General features: G+C 70.0%; 12 protein-coding genes. 3 read left to right on the forward strand and 9 right to left on the reverse strand.

The genetic code is table 11. The features are described from left to right. Positions 1-9: 9 nt before the first annotated feature. From ACQHII_RS14355 to ACQHII_RS14365, 3 genes are read right to left on the reverse strand one after another with little or no spacing between them, the layout of a single operon-like run. Positions 10-963, reverse strand: coding sequence for a carbohydrate ABC transporter permease (locus ACQHII_RS14355; protein WP_427919679.1), 954 nt, complete (start codon positions 961-963; stop codon positions 10-12). Further along, positions 960-1,994 carry an ABC transporter permease gene (locus ACQHII_RS14360; protein WP_427919680.1) on the reverse strand — a complete coding sequence of 345 codons (1,035 nt, stop codon included), beginning with the start codon at positions 1,992-1,994 and terminating at the stop codon, positions 960-962. Before ACQHII_RS14360 ends, ACQHII_RS14355 begins: the two co-directional genes overlap by 4 nt. 27 nt (positions 1,995-2,021) lie before the next feature. Next, positions 2,022-3,713, reverse strand: a complete 1,692-nt coding sequence (locus ACQHII_RS14365; protein ID WP_427919681.1) for an extracellular solute-binding protein — start codon at positions 3,711-3,713, stop codon at positions 2,022-2,024. Positions 3,714-4,004: 291 nt separating this feature from the next. On the opposite strand from ACQHII_RS14365, the gene ACQHII_RS14370 reads away from it, so the two are divergent. Next, entirely contained in the window at positions 4,005-6,860 is a 2,856-nt protein-coding gene (locus tag ACQHII_RS14370) for a glycoside hydrolase family 3 C-terminal domain-containing protein (protein WP_427919682.1), read from the forward strand. A gap of 124 nt (positions 6,861-6,984) precedes the next feature. Here the strand turns inward: ACQHII_RS14370 and ACQHII_RS14375 are convergent, their stop codons facing one another. From ACQHII_RS14375 to ACQHII_RS14385, 3 genes are all read right to left on the reverse strand, one after another. After that, entirely contained in the window at positions 6,985-8,430 is a 1,446-nt protein-coding gene (locus ACQHII_RS14375; RefSeq protein WP_427919683.1) for an aldehyde dehydrogenase family protein, read from the reverse strand. A gap of 128 nt (positions 8,431-8,558) precedes the next feature. Then, a complete protein-coding gene (locus tag ACQHII_RS14380) occupies positions 8,559-10,151 on the reverse strand; it encodes a PucR family transcriptional regulator (RefSeq protein ID WP_427919684.1) in 1,593 nt (530 codons plus the stop codon). Positions 10,152-10,272: 121 nt separating this feature from the next. Then, positions 10,273-12,648 (reverse strand): ATP/GTP-binding protein, encoded by a 2,376-nt coding sequence (locus ACQHII_RS14385; protein ID WP_427919685.1) that lies wholly within the window; start codon positions 12,646-12,648, stop codon positions 10,273-10,275. 270 nt (positions 12,649-12,918) lie between these two features. Here ACQHII_RS14385 and gabT point away from each other — a divergent pair, with 270 nt between their 5' ends. Continuing rightward, positions 12,919-14,253 (forward strand): 4-aminobutyrate--2-oxoglutarate transaminase, encoded by a 1,335-nt coding sequence (gene gabT / locus ACQHII_RS14390; RefSeq protein ID WP_427919686.1) that lies wholly within the window; start codon positions 12,919-12,921, stop codon positions 14,251-14,253. Between the two features lie 478 nt (positions 14,254-14,731). Further along, positions 14,732-15,307 (forward strand): phosphatase PAP2 family protein, encoded by a 576-nt coding sequence (locus ACQHII_RS14395; protein WP_427919687.1) that lies wholly within the window; start codon positions 14,732-14,734, stop codon positions 15,305-15,307. Here ACQHII_RS14395 and ACQHII_RS14400 read toward each other — a convergent pair. From ACQHII_RS14400 to ACQHII_RS14410, 3 genes are all read right to left on the reverse strand, one after another. After that, positions 15,295-17,067 carry a chitinase gene (locus ACQHII_RS14400; protein WP_427925308.1) on the reverse strand — a complete coding sequence of 591 codons (1,773 nt, stop codon included), beginning with the start codon at positions 17,065-17,067 and terminating at the stop codon, positions 15,295-15,297. The two genes, ACQHII_RS14395 and ACQHII_RS14400, sit on opposite strands and share 13 nt — an antisense overlap. Before the next feature lie 112 nt (positions 17,068-17,179). Then, positions 17,180-17,635, reverse strand: coding sequence for a hypothetical protein (locus ACQHII_RS14405; protein WP_427919688.1), 456 nt, complete (start codon positions 17,633-17,635; stop codon positions 17,180-17,182). Between the two features lie 125 nt (positions 17,636-17,760). Further along, on the reverse strand, positions 17,761-19,188 hold the full coding sequence (locus ACQHII_RS14410; protein WP_427919689.1) for an NAD(P)/FAD-dependent oxidoreductase: 1,428 nt from the start codon (positions 19,186-19,188) through the stop codon (positions 17,761-17,763). Positions 19,189-19,213 lie beyond the last annotated feature (25 nt).

Raw genomic sequence — 19,213 nt, forward strand, 5'->3', positions numbered from 1 at the left:
ACAACCGATTCAGCCCTTAACGGCGCCTGTCAGCATCCCCTTCTTGAAATGCCGCTGCACGAACGGCGAAAGCACAGCCACCGGCAGCAAAGCCATCACCATGACCGCCATCTGCACGGCCAGCCCCGACAACTCCCCCGTCTTGATCGCCTGCCCCAGCCCCACCGGAGCCTCCTGCTTCTGCACCAGCTGGATCATGACGTTCTGCAACGGCATCATGTCCTGGTCATTGAGATACAGAGACGCGTTGAACCAGGCGCTCCAATACCCCACGGCGTAGAACAGCGTGATAACGGCCAGCACCGCACGCGACAAGGGCATCACGATCTGCCACAGAATCCGGAAATCACCGGCACCATCAATCCGCGCGCTGTCGATGAGTTCCTGCGAGATGCCCATGAAGAACCCGCGCAGCACAAGGATGTTGAACACGCTGAGCGCACTCGGCAGGATCAGCGCGAGATAGCTGTCGGTGAGACCGAGCGACTGCACCAGCAGGTAGGTCGGAATGAGCCCGGCGCTGAAGAACATCGTGGCGAGCAGCAGCATCAGGATCCACCGGTGCCCGAGCGAGCCGATACGGGAGAGGCCGTAGGCGCACAGGACGGACACCGTCATGGAGAACGCCGTGCCGACGACGGTGATGAGGACGCTGATGACCGCCGCGCGGGTGACCTGGCCGCCGCTGAGGAGTTCCTGGTAGGCGACGAAGGTGATGCCCTTGGGCACCATGACCAGACCGCCCGCCTGGTCGATGGTCTTGCGCGAGGAGAGGCTGGTGACGAGGACGATCCAGAGCGGGAAGAGGATGCCGAGGCAGGCGAGGGTGAGGACGAGGCCTTTGCCGGCCAGCCCGGCCCTGCTGGGTTCCTCCTCCCAGGTCGGGCGAGGCGGCGCGGCCCAACGACCGGGCTGTCGTACGGACTTGACGGGATCGACGGGCTTGTCGATGACGGCGGTCACTTCTTGTACACCCCCTGCTCGCCCATGAGGTGGGCCACTTTGTTCGCGGCGAGGACCAGGCCGAGGCTGATCACGCCCTTGACGAGTCCGGCGGCGGCCGCGTAGCCGAAGTCCTGGTTGCGGACGCCGTTCCACCAGACGAAGGTGTCGAGGACCTCCGCCGCTCCGGGTCCCACGGCGTCGCGTTGGAGCAGGATCTGTTCGAAGCCGACGGTCAGCGCATCGCCCACGCGGAGGACCAGAAGCAGTGCGATCACCGGTCGGAGTGCGGGCAGCGTGACGTGCCACATGCGGCGCCAGCGGCCGGCGCCGTCCATCGCGGCGGCCTCGTAGAGGTCGGGGCTGACGGAGGACAGCGCGGCGAGGAAGACGATGATCCCCCAGCCCGCGTCCTTCCACACGCTCTGCGCGGTGACCAGGAACTTGAACGTGTTGGGGTCGGTCATCACGTCGAGGCCGTCGAAGCCGTGTTGCCGCAGGAGCTGCGAGAACAGCCCTGCCCCGCCCAGGAGTTGCTGGAAGACGGCGATGACCAGCACCCAGGAGAAGAAGTGCGGGAGGTAGAGGATGGCCTGGGAGAGCGCCCGGACCCGGGGCCTGACCACGCTGTTGATGAGCAGCGCGAGCAGGATCGGGATCGGGAAGAACAGGATCAGCTGGAGGAAGAACAGGACGAGCGTGTTCTGTACGGCGCTCCAGAACGCGGAGTCCGCGAAGATCTGCTGGAAGTTCTCCAGGCCGACCCAGGGGCTGTGCAGCATCGAGACGATGCCGTTGTCGCTGACGTAGGGGTCGTAGTCCTCGAAGGCGACGATGTTGCCCAGGATCGGCAGGTAGTTGAAGACCAGGATGAGCAGGACGGCCGGCAGGGTCATCAGGAGCAGGACGCGGTCGCGTCTGAACCTGAGGCGCCAACTCAGCTTTCCCTTGGGGCGGTTGGGCCGGGTGCCGGTGGCACCGCCGGACGCCACCGGGGACTTGCCCGTCGTGTCGGCCTCGGTCCTGCTCCGAGGCACCGTGCTGTGGGACACGGCCGTTCTCCTTGCCTCGGTACCCGGTCAGCTCGTCGCGGTGCCGTTGTCGTCGAGCAACTTCTGGTACCAGGCGCGGAGTTGGTCGCCGCCCTTGCTCTTCCAGTCCGACACGGCCTGCTGCATGTCGCTGATCTTCTTGCGGCCCCGGGTGATGTCGTCCTCCAACTGCTCGAAGTCGTTGGAAAGGTTGGTGTAGCGGCTCGGCTCGGTGATCTGCTGACCGTAGAAGCTCGACTTCTTCGTGAAGGCGCCCATCCGCTGCTGCCACTCGACCTGTGCCTTGGCGACCTCGGGGAAGTCGGGGTGAGCGATGGTCGAGGCGGGGCTGGCGACCATGACGTAGGCGTTGATGACCTCGTTGTTGCCCTGGTCGGTCTTGGTCGGCACACCGTTCTTGACGGTGTAATGGGTGCCCTCCACGCCGTAGTTGGTGAGCATGTACTCCTTGGTGCCGTACGGCGCGGCGGTGACGTTGGCGACGGCCAGCGCGTCATGGATGACGGACTCGGAGGCCTTCTTGCTGATGAAGGCGAAGATGCCGGCCGGTTCGCCGGCCCAGAAGGTCGGGTCGCCGCCGTCGTGGGCGAAGATGTCCATGCCCCAGATCTTGTAGTCCGGGTTCTGGGTGGCCTGTTCGGCGGTGCGGCTCCACCACTGCGAGATGTCCTGGTTGTAGATGAGGAACTCGCCGGCGGCGAACTTGGGCCCGGGGTCGGTGGCCTGGCTCTTGCCGAGCTTGGCGTCGGGGTGGACGACTCCGGCGGCGAACAGCTTGCGGGTCCACTCCAGCGCTTCGAGGTACTCCGGGGTCTCGATGCGGTTGACCAGCTTGCCGTCGACGAGGTTCCAGCCGAGCGACTTCTCGCTGCCGGAGAGCACGCCCCAGGCGTTGAAGGCCGTCCACTTCATGTCCATGCAGGCCCAGCGCTTGGCCTTGGCGTTGGTGATCTCCTTGGCCAGCGCCATGAACTCGTCGGCGGAGGTGGGGACTTGGTACCCCTCCTTGTCGAAGATGTCCTTGCGGTAGAGCGGCACGATGTTGGGCACGTACGAGGACGGCATCGGCAGTCCGCGCAACTTGCCGCCGAAGATGCAGCGCTGCCAGGCGTCGGACGGGATCGCCGCGAGGTTCGGGTAGTCCTTGACCTTGTCCCCGGAGAGGTAGGGGCCGAGGTCGGCGAACTTGCCGATGATGGCGCTGGGTATCTTGCCGCCCATGTTCCAGCCGGGGACGACCACGACGTCCGGGATGTCGCTGGAGGCGAGGACCGCGCCGAGCTTCTGGTCGTAGGTGTTGCCGTCCTGGTTCTGCCAGGCCACGTCGACGCCGATCAGCGCGTTCATCGCCTTGTAGTAGGCGTTGTCGCTCTTCGGCGGGGAGCCCCAGAACGGCGACATGATGGAGACCTTGCCGCCCTTGCCGAGCTTCTTCGGCACCGACGTCTTCAGCGTGGCGAGGTCGAGCTTGCTGGTGAAGCCGACCGAGGAGCCGTTCTTGGAGGCGATGTCCGGGGTCACCACATTGCCGGCGACGAACGCCGGCAGCAGCTTCTTGACGCCCTTGCCCTGCGAACTCCCCCCGCCCGAGCCGCTGTCCGAGGCGCCGCAGGCGGAGAGCAGCGGTACCCCTCCCGCCACCGCTGCGGCGACGACCGCCGTGGAGGCGAGGAAGCTTCTCCGGCTGGGAGCGGAGGCGGCGGAGGCGTTCGGCGTCATTGCGTCAACCCTTCATGGCGCACCAGGACACCCGGCGGTGGAGCCGTCGGCTGCGGTGTCTTGAGTGGAACAGAGCACTTAGTCGAAGCGCTTCGATGTTGCTGCGAGGTTAAGTGAACGCCCGAGGGTGCACAAGGGTCGCTTCCAAGATTCCTCCGAGGTGTAGGGGGTGACCTGTCCGTATGCGCTGCTTGAAATAACGGTGAAGGTCTCTTGACACCCGCTCCTCGTCGAATCAGCATCGAAGCGCTTCGAAAGAGCCGCGCCGCTCCATCGCAAGGGGAACCCCACGTGACCGCACAAACGCCGCCTACGCCGCCTTTCCGCGACCCGCAGCTGCCGTTCGCGAAGCGCATCGACGATCTGCTGGCACGGCTCACCCCCGACGAGAAGATCGGATTTCTGCACCAGTACGCGCCCGCCGTGGAGCGTCTGGGCGTCGCCGCGTTCCGCACCGGCCAGGAGGCCCTGCACGGGGTGGCGTGGATGGGCCCGGCGACGGTCTTCCCGCAGGCGGTGGGCCTGGGCGCGACCTGGAACGAGGAGCTCGTACGCCGGGTCGGCGACGCGGTGTCCAAGGAGGTCCGCGCGATGCGCGCCCGCGACGACCGCGTGGGCCTCAACGTCTGGGCCCCCACGGTGAACCTGCTGCGCCACCCGCTGTGGGGCCGTAACGAGGAGGGCTACTCGGAGGACCCGAGGCTGACCTCGGCGATCGCCACCGCGTACACGCGCGGCCTGCGCGGCGACCACCCGACGTACTGGCGCACCGCCCCCGTCCTCAAGCACTGGCTGGCGCACAACAACGAGACGGGCCGCGACATCACCTCGTCCTCCGTCCGCCCGCGCGTGCTGCACGAGTACGACCTGCGCGCGTTCCGCGAGACGGTCGAGGCGGGCGCGGTGGCCGGGGTGATGCCCGCGTACAACCTGGTCAACGGCCGCCCCAACCACGTCTCGCCGTACCTGCGCGAGCAACTGCGCACCTGGACCGACGAGGACCTGCTGGTCTGCTCGGACGCGGGAGCGCCCTCCAACCTGGTGGACTCCGAGCACTACTTCGACACCCACGAGGAGGCGACTGCGGCCTCGCTGCTCGCCGGCGTGGACAGCTTCACCGACCACGGCACGGACGGCTCGACGATCGTGGCGCGGGTCCAAGGGGCCGTGGAACAGGGCCTGTTGACGGAGGCGGACATCGACGTGGCGGTCCGCCGCCAGCTGTCGGTCCGGTTCCGGCTCGGCGAGTTCGACCCGGCGCACGACCCGCACGCGGGCATCGAGGACTTCGACACCCCGGCGCACCGGGCCCTCGCCCAAGAGGCCGCCGAGCAGGCGGTCGTCCTCCTCAAGAACACCGGCGACCTGCTGCCCCTCGCCCACGACACCCGTCTCGCCGTGGTCGGGCTGCTCGCGGACGAGTGCAAACTCGACTGGTACAGCGGCACGTTGATGCACCGCTCCACCCCGCTGGAGGGCGTGTACGAGCGATTCGGCGCCGAGCGCGTCGAGTTCGCGGAGGGCGTGGACCGGGTCCGGCTGAAGACCTCCCAAGGCGCCTACCTGCACGTTCCGTTGGCGGACGTGCCCGACGAAGTGCGCGGCGCCGAGGGCGCGTTGGACCCCGCCCTCCTCGCGGGCCGTACCGACCTCCCGCCGCTCACCACCGACACCACCGGCACCGAATTCGCGCTCGTCGACTGGGGCGAGGGCGTCCTCACCCTCCGCGCCCCCGACGGCCGTTACCTCTCGGTCGCCGAGGACGGATACGTGCGCGCCTCCGCCGACCAGCCCGGCGGCTGGGTCGTCCAGGAGACATTCCGCCTGGAACCCCACGAGAACGGTCACCTCCTGCTGCACATCGGTACGGGTCGCCACGTCTCTGTCGCCGCCGACGGCGTGAAGGTTGCCGACGACGGCGGAGAAGTCTTCGAACCGGTGGTCGCCGAGCGCGGCGAGGAGGCGGTGGCCCGGGTAGCCGAGGCGGCCGACGTGGTGCTCGTCGTCGCGGGCAACGACCCGCACATCAACGGCCGCGAGACCGAGGACCGTACGACGCTCCAACTCCCGCCCCAGCAGCGGCGTTTGCTGCGCGCGGCCCGCACCGCGAACCCGAACACGGTGCTGGCCCTGGTCTCCGCGTATCCGTACACGGTCGACCCCTCCGAACTCCCCGGCCTCCCCGGCCTCCCCGCGATGCTGTGGACCGCCCACGGCGGCCAGGCGGCGGGCACCGCCCTGGCCCGCGTCCTCGCCGGCGACGTCTCCCCCGCCGGCCGCCTCCCCCAGACCTGGTACGCGGCCGACACCGACCTGCCCGGCCTCCTCGACTACGACGTGATCGGCAGCGGTCAGACGTACCTCTACTTCGAGGGCACGCCCCTGTTCCCGTTCGGCCACGGCCTGTCGTACGCGTCCTTCTCGTACGGCGACCTGAGCACCCGGGCCGAACTCGGCGCGGTGCACGTGGAGTTCACGGTCACCAACACCGGGGACGTGACGGCCGACGAGGTCGCGCAGGTGTACAGCAGCGCGGTGGACCCGTCGGCCACCCGCCCTCTCAGTGAACTGGTCGCGCACCGCCGCGTGCGTCTCACTCCGGGCGAGACGGCGCGGCTCTCCTTCGAAGTCCCCTTGTCCGCCTTCGAGTTCTGGGACGTGAAGCGCGGCGGCCGACGTCTCGAATCCGGTCTGTACGACCTCTTCGTCGGCGCCTCCAGCGAGGACGTCCGGTTGCGGACGACGGTGACGCTCACCGGTGAGCCCGCCGCACCCCGCGATCTCCTCCAACGGGGCCTGCCCGCGGCCGACTTCGACGAGCAGTCGGGCGGCGAGCTCGTCGACCGGACAAAGGCGGCGGGCGACGCGGTGACCGCGGTGGGCGGCGGTACGGCCGAACTGACGTACCGGCACTGCGACTTCGGCACCGGGGTCACGGAGGTGACCGTGGAGGTGGCGGGCGAAGGGGCCGTAGAACTGTCCTTCGACGGCGGCCCGACACTGGCCCGACTCGCCCTGCCCGCCCCGACGTCGGGCCCGTACGACTACACCACTCTCGGCGCCGGGATCGTCGCCGAGGGCGTGCACGACGTGCACATCAGGCTGCGCGGCCCGTTGCGGCTCGCGCACGTCGGCTTCTCCGGCTGAGGGTCCGGAAGCAGGCCGGCGGAAAGCAGGGGCCCGGCACCGGAAGGCATCGGTGCCGGGCCCGCTGCGGCGAGACTATATGAAAATGGTTCCCATTAGCTAGGGCTGTCGGGTGAGAGAACGGTCAGAGCGCGAGGCCCGTCAGCACCAGCACCCGCTCGTAGGTGTAGTCGTCCATCGCGAACTTCACGCCCTCGCGGCCGACACCGGACTGCTTGGCGCCGCCGTAGGGCATCTGGTCCGCGCGGTAGGACGGGACGTCGCCGATCACGACACCGCCGACCTCAAGCGCGCGGTGGGCGCGGAAGGCGACCTGCACGTCGTGGGTGAACACCCCTGCCTGGAGGCCGTACTTGGAGTCGTTGGCGGCGGCGAAGGCGGCGGCCTCGCCGTCCACCTTCGTCACGGTGAGCACCGGTCCGAAGACCTCCTCGCAGGAGATCGTCACATCGGCGGGTACGTCCGTCAGCACGGTCGGCGCGTACGAGGCGCCGTCGCGCTTGCCGCCGGTGAGGAGGGTGGCGCCGGCGTCGACGGCCTCCTGGACCCACGACTCGACGCGCTGCGCGGCGGCCTCGCTGACCAGCGGTCCGACGTCCGTCTTGGCATCGCCCGGGTCACCGGTGACCTGGGCCTCGACGGCTGCGACGATGCGCGGGAGGAGACGGTCGTAGACGGCCGTGTCCGCGATGACCCGCTGCACGGAGATGCAGGACTGGCCGCCCTGGTAGTTGGAGAAGGTGGCGATACGGGTCGCGGCCCAGTCGAGGTCGGCGTCGGAGGAGTAGTCCCCGAGGACCACGGCCGCGCCGTTGCCGCCCAGTTCCAGGGTGCAGTGCTTGCGCGGCACCGAGTCCATGATCGCGTAGCCGACCTTCTCCGAACCGGTGAAGGAGATCACCGGGAGCCGCTCGTCCTGGACGAGGGCGGGCATGTGGTCGTTGGCGACCGGCAGGATGCTCCACGCGCCGGCGGGCAGTTCGGACTCGGCGAGCAGGTCGCCGATGATCAGGCCGGAGAGCGGGGTGGCCGGGGCCGGCTTGAGGATGATCGGCACGCCGGCCGCGATCGCGGGGGCGATCTTGTGGGCGCACAGGTTCAGCGGGAAGTTGAAGGGCGCGATGCCGAGGACGACGCCCTTCGGGAAGCGGCGGGTCAGGGCGAGACGGCCCTGGCCGCCGGCGTCGGTGTCGAGGCGCTGGGCCTCGCCGCCGTTGAAACGCCGGGCCTCCTCGGCGGCGAACCGGAACACGGACACGGCCCGGCCGACCTCGCCGCGCGCCCACTTGATGGGCTTGCCGTTCTCGGCGGAGATGAGCTGCGCGATCTCCTCGGTGCGCTCGGCCAGCCGCCGGCTGACGTGGTCGAGGGCGGCGGCGCGGACGTGGGCGGGGGTCGCGGCGAACTCGTCCCGTACGGCGTACGCGGCGGCCACCGCCTCCTCGACCTGGGCGTCGGTCGGCACGCTGACCTTGCCGACGAGGCGTCCGTCCCACGGGGAGGTGACGTCGAAGGTGTCCTCGCCGTTGGCCTGACGGCCGGCGAGCCAGAAGGCGTGGGTGGAAGTCATGTCCCGGCCCTTCCGCGTTGGGGGTGGTCTTGGGGCTTCTCGGTCAACCGTAGGTGCGGGGAGGCCGCGGTGCGTTTAGCCGAGTCGTAGTGGTGCCGGACGGGAACAGTACAGTTCGGCAGGGCCCGTCACTCCGTGGCGGCTGTCGCCTTCAAGGCAAGCCACAGCTCCATCCGTACGTCCGGATCGTCGAGGGACCGGCCGAGGATCTCCTCCACCCGCCGCATCCGGTACCGCAGGGTGTGCCGGTGCACCCCGAGGTCGGCCGCCGCCGCGTCCCACTGGCCGTGCCGGGACAGCCATGCCCGCAGCGAGGCGACCAGGTCCCCGCGCCCGGTCGCGTCGTGCTCGGAGAGCGGCCGTAGCAACCCGTCCGCGAAGGCCCGTACCGCGTCGTCGGCGAGCAGCGGCAGCACCGACCCGGCGGCCAGTTCCTCGTGCTCGACGAAGACCCGCCCGCGCCGCCGGGCCACCGACAGCGCCTGCTCGGCCTGCTTGTAGGCGGCAGCGGCGGCGATGGGGCCGGCCGGTGCGGAGAGTCCCACGACCGGGCCGTCGTCCTCGGCCTGCTCCCGCACCTCCGAGGAGGCGCGCTCGGCCTCCAGCGCCGCCGTGTACTCGCGGCAGGCCTCGACGGCCGCGCCGCCGTCGACGGCGAGCACGACCAGCCGCTCCGATTCGTGCGGCCCTTCCGGTACGACGAGCACGGCCTCCCCGGCACGTGCCGCCGCCGACTCCACGACCTCGGCGAGCCCGCCCAGCGGGTCGCGGTCCGTACCGGTGCCCTCCCCCACGATCACCCGGAACGGCGCGTCGAGGAGCGGTCCGAACAGGTCCCCGGCGACCGCCCGGGCATGGTCCGGCTGTCCGGCGAGCAGCATCCGCAGCACCGCCGCGCCGATCCGCTGCTCGGCGGCCTGGAGGGACCGTGAGCGTTCGGTGGTGAGGGTCAGGAGCGCGATCGCCGAGTGGACGGCGTACCGTTCCGCCGTCCCGAGCGCGGCGGCCGTGCCCACCGCGAGGGCGGCTTTCGGCCGGCGTCCGGTGCCCAGGGAGTGCAGTTCGACGCGGTCCTCGTTGTCCGGGAGGCCCACCACGGAGGAGGCCGGCGCGGGGCGCTCCCGCAGCCGTTCCACGTCCGCCGTGAGCCGGGCGGCCCGGCGGCCGGCCCACTCCGGTGCGGTGGCGACGACGGCGCCGGACGTGTCGTAGAGCGCGGCCCACCCGTCGACCTGCGCGGCGAGCACGGTGAGCAGCCCCTGCGGACCGTCCGCGAGAGCCTGCCTGGTCAGCTCGCGCTGAGCGGCGAATCCGGCGGTCACGGCCCGGTACTGGTCGGCGGCGATGGCGGCGGAGACGGCCTTGCTGATCGCGATGAACGGGGTCCGCCGGGGCACTTCGAGCAGCGGCAGCCCCTCTTCCTCCGCCGTGTCGACCAACGCCTTCGGGATCTCGTCGTAGTTGACCCCAACGGCGAACCCGAGCCCCACGACCCCCGCCCCCACCAGCCGCCTCACATACCGCCGCATGGCCTTGGGGTCCTCCGCGTCCAGCTTCAACGCGGTGATCAGCAGCAGTTCCCCGCCCTCCATGTACGGCACCGGGTCGGCCAGTTCACTGACATGCGCCCAGCGCACGGGCACGTCCAGGCGGTCCTCGCCGGCGCGCACGGTGAGCTTGAGCGCGGAGTGGTGGACGAGGGAGGCGAGGGTGGGGGGCATGGGGCCTTCAGTCGAGGAAGATCAGGCGTGGGCGATCAGTGCGATCTTTTGGCCGTCGCGTACGAACGGCCTGCCGCAATTCTGCCTCACCGTACGGTCGTGACGCCCCCGTATGTCCGGTTCAGTGCCCCTGCCCGCGCAGATCCACCAGCAGCGGAGGCGCGTGTTCCCCCTTCACGCTGGTCAGCGACAGCACCGCGTGCCCGGCCGGCACACCGTGCGCCAGTTCGGACGCGGACCAGCGTTCCCGCTCGACCTGGCGGACGGTGACGGCCTCCGTGGTCACGGCCTTGCCGGTGATCAGTTTGCGGAGGGCGTGGATGGCGCGGGTCATGGGCTGGTCGGCGAAGACGGTGTGCTTGGCGACGTCCGTGGTCTCCACCCACTCGGTGCCCCAGGCCTGCGCGAAGCGGCTGCCGTCCCAGGTGGTGACGCCGGCCAGTGCCATCCGGCAGCCGACCGCGCCGTACAGCGGGCCGTGCAGGGCCTCGGGCACGTCGCCGACGGTGCGCAGGGCGAGGACGACACCCGCGTCCTCGGAGCGCAGCCGCTGGATCCGGCGCAGTGACTCGGTGGTCACGGTGCCGGTGGCGTCGTCGAGCACGAGGCAGGCGAAGTGCCCGCGCTCACGGCCGCGCACCAGCGCGGTGAACTGCGCGAGGACCAGCCGGGTGAGTACCTTGGCCGCCTCGTCGTGCCCGTGCTCGGGCAGGTCGATACGGACCCGCAGCGGATGGTGGGCGACGGCCCGCAGCGAGAACGGCCGCGCGGTCCCGCCACCCGCTCCGAAGAACTCGGCGAACACCGGGCGGTCGAGCAGCGCGAGCCGGTCGGCGAGGTCTTGGCCGGGGTCGTTGCCACCGCCGGAATGGCGCATGCGGGAGTCGAGTTCGCGCCGCATCATGGCGTGTCCGTCGTCGGTGAGCGCCCCGCTCAGTTCCGCCAGGGCCCTCGGCTCGCCCTCCAGGAGTTCGCGCAGCACGGGCAGTGCGGGGAACCTTCCGTACGCGGCCCGGTAGGGCCCGAGGAGCTGGGCCAGGGCGCCGGCGGCACGCTGTGTGTCCACGGTGTCGAGGTCTCCGACCAGGGCCTCCGCGAGCAGGGCGGCGGCCTCGTCGGGGTCGCCCGACTCGGCGTACGGGTCGAGGTCGTGGACGGACGCCGGGTCCCCGACGCGGACGATCACGTCGAAGGCGTCGTCCGGGCCGAGCGGCGCACCGGCCGCGCACACCGCGACGACGGCGCACCGGCCGGTGAGGGCCTGAAGGGTGAGGTTCTCGACCAACGGCCGCACCACGTGCCGTGTCTTGCCGGAGCCCGAGGGTCCGACGACGAGCAGCGAGGTGCCCAGCGTGTCCGGGCCGAGCGCGGTGCCGACGCCGCGGTAGGCGAGCGCGGTGCGCTCACCGGCCGCCCAGGTCCCGATCCGCACCTGTCCGGCGAGCAGGTCGTGCCGGGCGATACGGCCGGGCAGGTCACGGGAGCCGGAGGGGTGGGTCCAGGCACCGCCGGCGGCCCGCAGCACGGTGCGGGTGAAGGAGGAGAGGTCGCCGGTCCGCCGGGCCCGCTTCCAGGCGTGGTCGACGCGCGCGCAGTCCACGTCGTTCATCCGGCCCGCCAGCACCTCGTGGGTGAGGACGTCCGCGGCCTCGAACTGCCCCGCCTCCCGCAGCTCGGGCCAGTGGGCTCGTGACCCGTCGGTCGGTGCCGGCTCGGCGGCCGGCTCGCTCGGTGCGTGCCGCTCCCGGAGAAGTGGCAGCCAGCCGCCGATCCGGGCGAACGGCCACAGGAGCAGTACGCCGATGACGACGTAGAGCAGGTTGCCCGTCAGCGGTGTGGAGATGAAGTCGTAGCCGCCCGGGAAGAGGTTGATGAGGTGGTAGACGGGACCGGCCACCGGAAGCGCGTTCCAGCCGACGTCGTAGACGCTCGGGATCACGACCAGGTTCTCCGCGACCACGGCGCCCAGCAGCGCGAGCAGTGCCCGGGCCGGCTGCGGGCGGCGCGTGACGAGGTGCCGGACGATCTCCGGCCAGCTCCCCAGGCGCCCCATGCCGTAGACCAGGATGCCGAAGAACACGCCGTCGGCCACGGCCACGGCGTCGAAGCCCTTGCCCTTGGGTGCCGTGGTGCCGGCCCACCACCAGTCGCCCGGGGTGAACACCTTCAGCAGCGCCCATTGGTACGGGATGCTGCCGTGCTTCCACAGCGACCACAGCACCATGCCGACGACGAGCGGGACGAGGACGCCGACGATGGTGATCGGGGACAGCCGCTCGGTGTTCTTCTCCGGCTTGGGCACGCGGTACCCGAACCGCCAGATTCCGGGGCCGGCGGCGGGCCGGGGCTCGTTGAGCCAGTCGGCCACGGCGGTGCCGGCCGCGCCCGGGGCGTGTGTCGGCCTCGGCGGGACTCCGGGCGCCTCCGTGGGCCGTGCCGGACGCGGCACAGGATTCGCATGCGTACCCCGCGCGTCCCGCGCCCCGTCGCTGTCCATCGTCCTCGCCCTCGCCCTCGCCCCTTGACCAGCCGTTCCGTACACCGTCAGCGAGTCAATCTAACGCGCCCAGAAGGGGAGTTCACCGTTTACGCGCCCGGGCCCACCGCAAGCTCCGCGAACCCGGCACTGTCCACCACGGACAACCCGCGGCGCCGACACCGCCCACATGGAGCATGCCCACCCCTCGCCCCCGGTCCTAGCCTGCGAGAAAGGAAGAAAACGAAACAGGACAGCGCGTAAGCGTCCGCACCACCCCAGGAGCCCCTCATGACCGCACTTCCGCAGGAGCGCCGCGTCGTCACCGCGATCCCCGGCCCGAAGTCCCAGGAGCTGCAGGCCCGCCGTATCGCGGCGGTCGCGGCCGGTGTGGGTTCCGTGCTGCCCGTGTTCACCGCGCGCGCGGGCGGCGGGATCATCGAGGACGTCGACGGGAACCGCCTCATCGACTTCGGTTCCGGTATCGCGGTGACGAGCGTCGGCGCCTCCGCCGAGGCCGTCGTACGCCGTGCCACCGCGCAGCTCGCCGACTTCACCCACACCTGTTTCATGGTCACGCCCTACGAGGGGTACGTCGAGGTCGCCGAGGCACTCGCCGAGCTGACGCCCGGCGACCACGCCAAGAAGTCCGCGCTGTTCAACTCCGGCGCCGAGGCCGTCGAGAACGCGGTCAAGATCGCGCGGGCCTACACCAAGCGGCAGGCCGTCGTCGTGTTCGACCACGGGTACCACGGGCGCACCAACCTCACCATGGCGCTGACCTCGAAGAACATGCCGTACAAGAACGGGTTCGGCCCGTTCGCACCCGAGGTGTACCGCGTTCCCGTCGCCTACGGCTACCGCTGGCCGACCGGTCCCGACAACGCCGGTGCCGAGGCCTCCGCGCAGGCCATCGACATGATCAACAAGCAGATCGGGGCCGACAACGTCGCCGCGATCATCATCGAGCCGGTCCTCGGCGAGGGCGGCTTCATCGAGCCGGCGAAGGGCTTCCTGCCCGCGCTGAGCGCATTCGCCAAGGCCAACGGGATCGTCTTCGTCGCCGACGAGATCCAGTCCGGGTTCTGCCGTACGGGTCAGTGGTTCGCGTGCGAGGACGAGGGTGTCGTCCCGGATCTCATCACGACCGCGAAGGGGATCGCGGGCGGGCTGCCGCTCGCCGCCGTCACCGGTCGCTCCGAGATCATGGACGCCGCGCACGCCGGTGGGCTCGGCGGTACGTACGGCGGCAACCCGGTCGCCTGCGCCGGCGCGCTCGGCGCGATCGAGACCATGAAGGAGCTCGACCTCAACGCCAAGGCCAAGAACATCGAGGCCGTGATGAAGGCCCGGCTCGGCGCCATGGCCGAGAAGTTCGACATCATCGGCGATGTGCGCGGACGCGGCGCGATGATCGCCATCGAGCTGGTCAAGGACCGCACGACCAAGGAGCCGAACCCGGAGGCGACGGCCGCGCTCGCCAAGGCCTGCCACCAGGAGGGGCTGCTGGTCCTGACCTGTGGCACCTACGGCAACGTCCTCCGCTTCCTGCCCCCGCTGGTCATCGGGGACGACCTGCTGTCCGAGGGCCTCGACATCATCGAGCAGGCGTTCGCACGCATCTGAGCCACCCCCTCCCGTACTTCCCGGCCACACGGAACTCTCGGCTCCCGCACAGGAGCCGCGCCCCATGCGTCCCACCCGCCCCAGCCCTTTCATCGTTGATGATTCACAGGCTGGGGCGGCGGGCGTCAGGCCGTGTGAAGAAGGTGTGCGGGGTACATGACGGGACGCGAATCCGCCTGACTTCCCTCCAGTCACTGCCGTAGGTTCTACCCAGATGAGAGATACACCCCGCCCACAGGGGACTGTGGGCGACTTCAGGACGAGGCCTCCCCAGCTTCGCCCTGGTCGTGCCCTCGCGCACACAACAGGAGCCTCCGGCTCCGAATCTCCTCACCGATCGGACAGTCGCCCGCCCCAAACCCCCCGGGGCGGCCGACGATCCGATCCGGACGGCCGGCTCGGAACTACCCCCCCTGTTCCGGGCCGGCCGACCTCCTTTTTCTGGCTTCTTCTCGCCCTTCCCGCGCTGCTCTTCGCGGTGATCACCTGGCAGGTGGCCTCCGACGGCCCGCTCCTCCGCCTGGACGAGCGCCTGAGCCGCGCACTCGTCCACCCGGACCGCTTCTCCGAACTCCTCGCCGACCTCGGCAACGTCCAGGTCGCGGTTCCCGTTCTCGTCGTGGTCCTCGCCTACGTCGCATGGCGCGGCCGTGCCAGTGGTACGGACCGCTGGTGGCCGGCACCCCTCGCGGCGGCCGTCCTGATGGCCCTGGTCCCGGCACTGATCGTCCCCGTCAAGGAACTGATCGCCCGCGGCGGAACCCCTGCGGTCCCACCCGGCACCGGCTACTACCCCTCAGGCCACACCGCCACCGCGATGATCGCGTACGGCGCCTCGACGCTCGTCCTCCTTCCCTGGCTCCGGACGTCGTACGCCCGTCGCGGAGCCGTCGCGATCTGCGTCCTCCTCGTCGCCGCCGTCAGTTTCGGGCTGGTCCGGCGGGGCTACCACTGGCCACTGGACGTGGTGGCCAGTTGGTGCCTCGGGACCGTGCTGCTCGCCTCGCTGCGGCTGTTCCTCGGCCGCATTTCGAGCGGGCCTCAGCCGAAGTAGCCGTCGAACGTCCTCTGGAACTCCCAGTTCGAGTAGCGGTCCCAGTTGATCGACCAGGTCATCAGGCCGCGCAGCGTCGGCCAGGTGCCGTGGGTCGTGTACGAGCCGCAACTCACCTTCTTCGTCAGGCAGTCCAGGGTTTTCGTGACCTCGGCGGGAGCCACGTAACCGTTGCCCGCGTTGACCGACGCGGGCATGCCGATGGCGATCTGGTCGGGGCGCAGGGCCGGGAACATGTTGTTCGTGTCGCCCGCGACCGGGAAGCCGGTGAGCAGCATGTCGGTCATCGCGATGTGGAAATCGGCGCCGCCCATGGTGTGGTACTGGTTGTCGAGACCCATGATCGGGCCCGAGTTGTAGTCCTGGACGTGCAGCAGGGTGAGGTCGTCGCGCAGAGCGTAGATGACGGGCAGATACGCCCCGCACCTCGGGTCCTGGCCGCCGAACTTGCCGGTGCCGTAGAACTGGTAGCCCATCTGCACGAAGAACGTCTCGGGCGCCATACTCAGCACGAACTTCGAGCCGTACTTGGCCTTCAGGGTCTTCAGGGCCGAGATCAGGTTGACCACCACGGGAGTTGTGGGGCTCTTGAAGTTGGTGTCGCTCGCGTCGAGGGAGAGCGAGTGGCCCTCGAAGTCGATGTCCAGGCCGTCCAGGCCGTAGGTGTCGATGATGTTCGAGACCGAGGAGACGAAGGTGTCGCGGGCTGCGGTCGTGGTGAGTTGGACCTGGCCGTTGGCGCCGCCTATCGAGATCAACACCTTCTTCCCCGCCGCCTGTTTGGCCTTGATGGCCGCCTTGAAGTCGGCGTCGCTCTCGACGTTCGCGCACTCGCTGACTTGGCAGCGAGTGAAGCGGATGTCGCCCGAGGTGGCGGAGGTGGGTTCGCCGAAGGCCAGGTCGATGACGTCCCAGCTGTCGGGGACGTCGGCCAGGCGGGTGTAGCCGGATCCGTTGGCGAAGCTCGCGTGGAGGTAGCCGACGAGGGCGTGGGTGGGGAGGCCGGTGGTGGGGCCCGAGCCGGTGGACGTGGTCGCGGTGACCGCCGTCGACTTCGGTGACTCGCCCGCGTCGTTGACCGCGGTGACCTGGAAGCTGTACACCGTCGCGGCCGTCAGACCGCTCACGGTGGCCGAAGTCCCGCTCGCCGTCTGGACTTTCACCCCGTCGCGGTAGATCGCGTAGCTCGTCGCGCCGGTGACGGCGGACCAGGATAGGGCGACGGAGGAAGAGGTGACTGAGCCGACGGTGAGGCCTGTGGGGGTGGTTGGCGGCTGGCCCGGGTCGACCGCGGGGCCGGTGAGGGAGATGTCGTCGGCGTAGTAGGCGCCGGTGGCGTACCAGCCGTGGGTGTAGATCGTGACCTTGGTGGTGGACGCGCCGGTGGTGAAGGTCGTCGTCAACCGCTGCCAGTCCGGGGCCGATTGGGTCCAGGTGGAGACGTCGGTGGTGCCGGTGCCGCTCGCGCCGAGGTAGACGTAGCTGCCGCGGACGTAACCGGCAAGCGAGTACTGCGAGTTGGGTTTCACGGTCACCGTCTGCGCGCACTGGGCGTAGTCGTTGCCGGCCGGGGTCGCCTGCAACGCCGAACTGCCGCCGTGCACGGGCGACTTGACGGTCGTACCGCTGCTCGCGGAACAGGACCAGTTGTCGAGGCCGGACTCGAAGCCTCCGTTCTTCGCCATGTCCGCGTCGGCCGCACGGGCGGCCGACGAGAGTGCGGTGATGCCGGGTACGGCCAGCAGGGCGGCCGTGAGCATGGCGAGGACGGGTCTGGGGCGATCCACAAGTGCCTCCGGGCATGGGGGATTTGGAGGGGTGGAGCGCGCCCAATTTGGTCCAGACCAATTAGCTTGTCAAGACCTCAGTCGATTACCCGCCCTCCCCTTCCGTCGCCAGCCCCGCCGCCGCCTCGTGCATGGCGAGTTCGAGGAGTGCGGGATCGGTGAGGGTGCCGGAGCCGTCCGGCGGTACCAGCCAGCGGACTCCGCCGGTCGACCGGCCGGGGTACGGCACGACGATCCAGGTGCCGGGTCCCGCCGTACGGATCCCGGTGCCGAGCCAGCGGGCCGCGGTGCCGGGCGGTACCAGGAAACCCATGCGTGCGTCGCCGAAGTCGACGAGTACCGGGCCCAGTTGATCGATGACCCGGGTGAGCACATCGAGCGTGGGATAACCGAGCTCACCCGGCAGGATGAGTACGTCCCAGGCCTTGCCGGCGGGCAGCAGCGCGATCCCCTGGGGATTGCGCTCCCATTCCCAGCGGCAGGCCTCCGGATCCGGAGCCACGGATGCCAGCCACTCGACGGCCGTCTTCGCCCCAGTCATGAGAAGACCTCCCTTTCTCGTGTCGACGCTGGTCGCGTCACAGGAGAGAGGGAGGTCGGCCGTCGGCATTACGCGGGTTCCGGCACCTCGAAGGAGTGAACCGGGTCACACCCTGCGAGCCGGGCTCAACTGTCGAAGCCCAGGCCCAGCTTGTCCATCGTCTTCAGCCACAGGTTGCGCCGGCCGCCGTGGTCGTCGGCGCGGGCCAGCGACCACTTGGTGAGCGCGATGCCCGTCCAGGCGAAGGGCTCGGGCGGGAAGGGCAGCGGCTTCTTGCGGACCATCTCGAGTTCCGTGCGCTCGGTGCGCTCCCCCGCGAGCAGGTCCAGCATCACGTCCGCGCCGAAGCGGGTGGCGCCGACGCCGAGTCCGGTGAAGCCCGCCGCGTACGCCACCTTGCCCTGGTGGGCGGTGCCGAAGAACGCCGAGAAGCGCGAGCAGGTGTCGATCGCGCCGCCCCATGCGTGGCTGAAGCCCAGCCCCTCCAGCTGCGGGAAGCAGGTGAAGAAGTGCTCGGCGAGCTTGGCGTAGGTCTCCGGCCGGTCGTCGTACTCGGCGCGCACCCGGCCGCCGTACGGATAGATCGCGTCGTAACCGCCCCACAGGATGCGGTTGTCGGCGGAGAGGCGGAAGTAGTGGAACTGGTTCGCCGAATCGCCCAGCCCCTGGCGGTTCTTCCAGCCGATCGACGCCAACTGGTCGGCGGAGAGCGGCTCGGTCATCAGGGCGTAGTCGTAGACCGGGACGGTGTACGAGCGGACGCGCTTGATCAGGTTCGGGAAGATGTTGGTGCCGAGCGCTACCCGGCGGGCGCGGACCGAGCCGTAGGGGGTGCGTACGGCCATGCCCGCGCCGTACGGCTTGAGTGCCAGGGCGGGCGTGTGTTCGTAGATCCGGACGCCGAGCCCGAGGCAGGCGCGCTTCAACCCCCAGGCCAGTTTGGCCGGGTTGAGCATCGCGACGCCCCGGCTGTCGTACAGGCCGGCCAGGAAGGTCGGGGAGTCGACCTGTTCGCGGACCGCTTTCGCGTCGAGGAACTCGGTGCCGTCGGCGAGGCCCTTGCTCTTCAACTCGGCGTGCCAGTCGTGGAGTTCCTCGGCCTGGTGGGGTTCGGTGGCGACGTCGATCTCGCCGGTGCGCTCGAACTCGCAGTCCAGGGAGTAGCGGGCGACCGCGTTCTCGATCTCGTCGAGGTTGCGGGCGCCCAGTTCCTCCAGCTTGTGGATCTCGTCGGGCCAGCGGGCGAGGCCGTTGGACAGGCCGTGGGTGAGGGAGGCGGCGCAGAAGCCGCCGTTGCGGCCCGAGGCGGCCCAGCCCGCCTCGCGGCCTTCCAGCAGGACGACATCCCGCTGCGGGTCGCGCTCTTTCGCGATGAGCGCGGTCCACAGTCCGCTGTAGCCGCCGCCGACGACCAGCAGGTCGCAGGTCTCGGCGCCGGTGAGCGCGGGCTCGGGGTGGGGCTTGCCGGGGTCGTCCAGCCAGTACGGGACCGGCCGGGCTTCGGAGAGAGACTTCGTCCAATTGGTGTTACGGCTCATGGCGCTTGGGGCCATGATTTCAACTCCCTACAGGGCGCTA

The sequence above is a fragment of the Streptomyces sp. cg40 genome (assembly GCF_050320165.1).
Taxonomy (GTDB): Bacteria; Actinomycetota; Actinomycetes; order Streptomycetales; family Streptomycetaceae; genus Streptomyces; species Streptomyces hokutonensis.

Coding starts and splice junctions, on each gene's coding strand:
- ACQHII_RS14365 (WP_427919681.1), bottom strand. CDS start 3,713: ATGACGCCGAACGCCTCCGCCGCCTCCGCTCCCAGCCGGAGAAGCTTC.
- ACQHII_RS14375 (WP_427919683.1), bottom strand. CDS start 8,430: ATGACTTCCACCCACGCCTTCTGGCTCGCCGGCCGTCAGGCCAACGGC.
- ACQHII_RS14380 (WP_427919684.1), bottom strand. CDS start 10,151: ATGCCCCCCACCCTCGCCTCCCTCGTCCACCACTCCGCGCTCAAGCTC.
- ACQHII_RS14385 (WP_427919685.1), bottom strand. CDS start 12,648: ATGGACAGCGACGGGGCGCGGGACGCGCGGGGTACGCATGCGAATCCT.
- gabT (WP_427919686.1), top strand. CDS start 12,919: ATGACCGCACTTCCGCAGGAGCGCCGCGTCGTCACCGCGATCCCCGGC.
- ACQHII_RS14400 (WP_427925308.1), bottom strand. CDS start 17,067: ATGCTCACGGCCGCCCTGCTGGCCGTACCCGGCATCACCGCACTCTCG.
- ACQHII_RS14405 (WP_427919688.1), bottom strand. CDS start 17,635: ATGACTGGGGCGAAGACGGCCGTCGAGTGGCTGGCATCCGTGGCTCCG.
- ACQHII_RS14410 (WP_427919689.1), bottom strand. CDS start 19,188: ATGGCCCCAAGCGCCATGAGCCGTAACACCAATTGGACGAAGTCTCTC.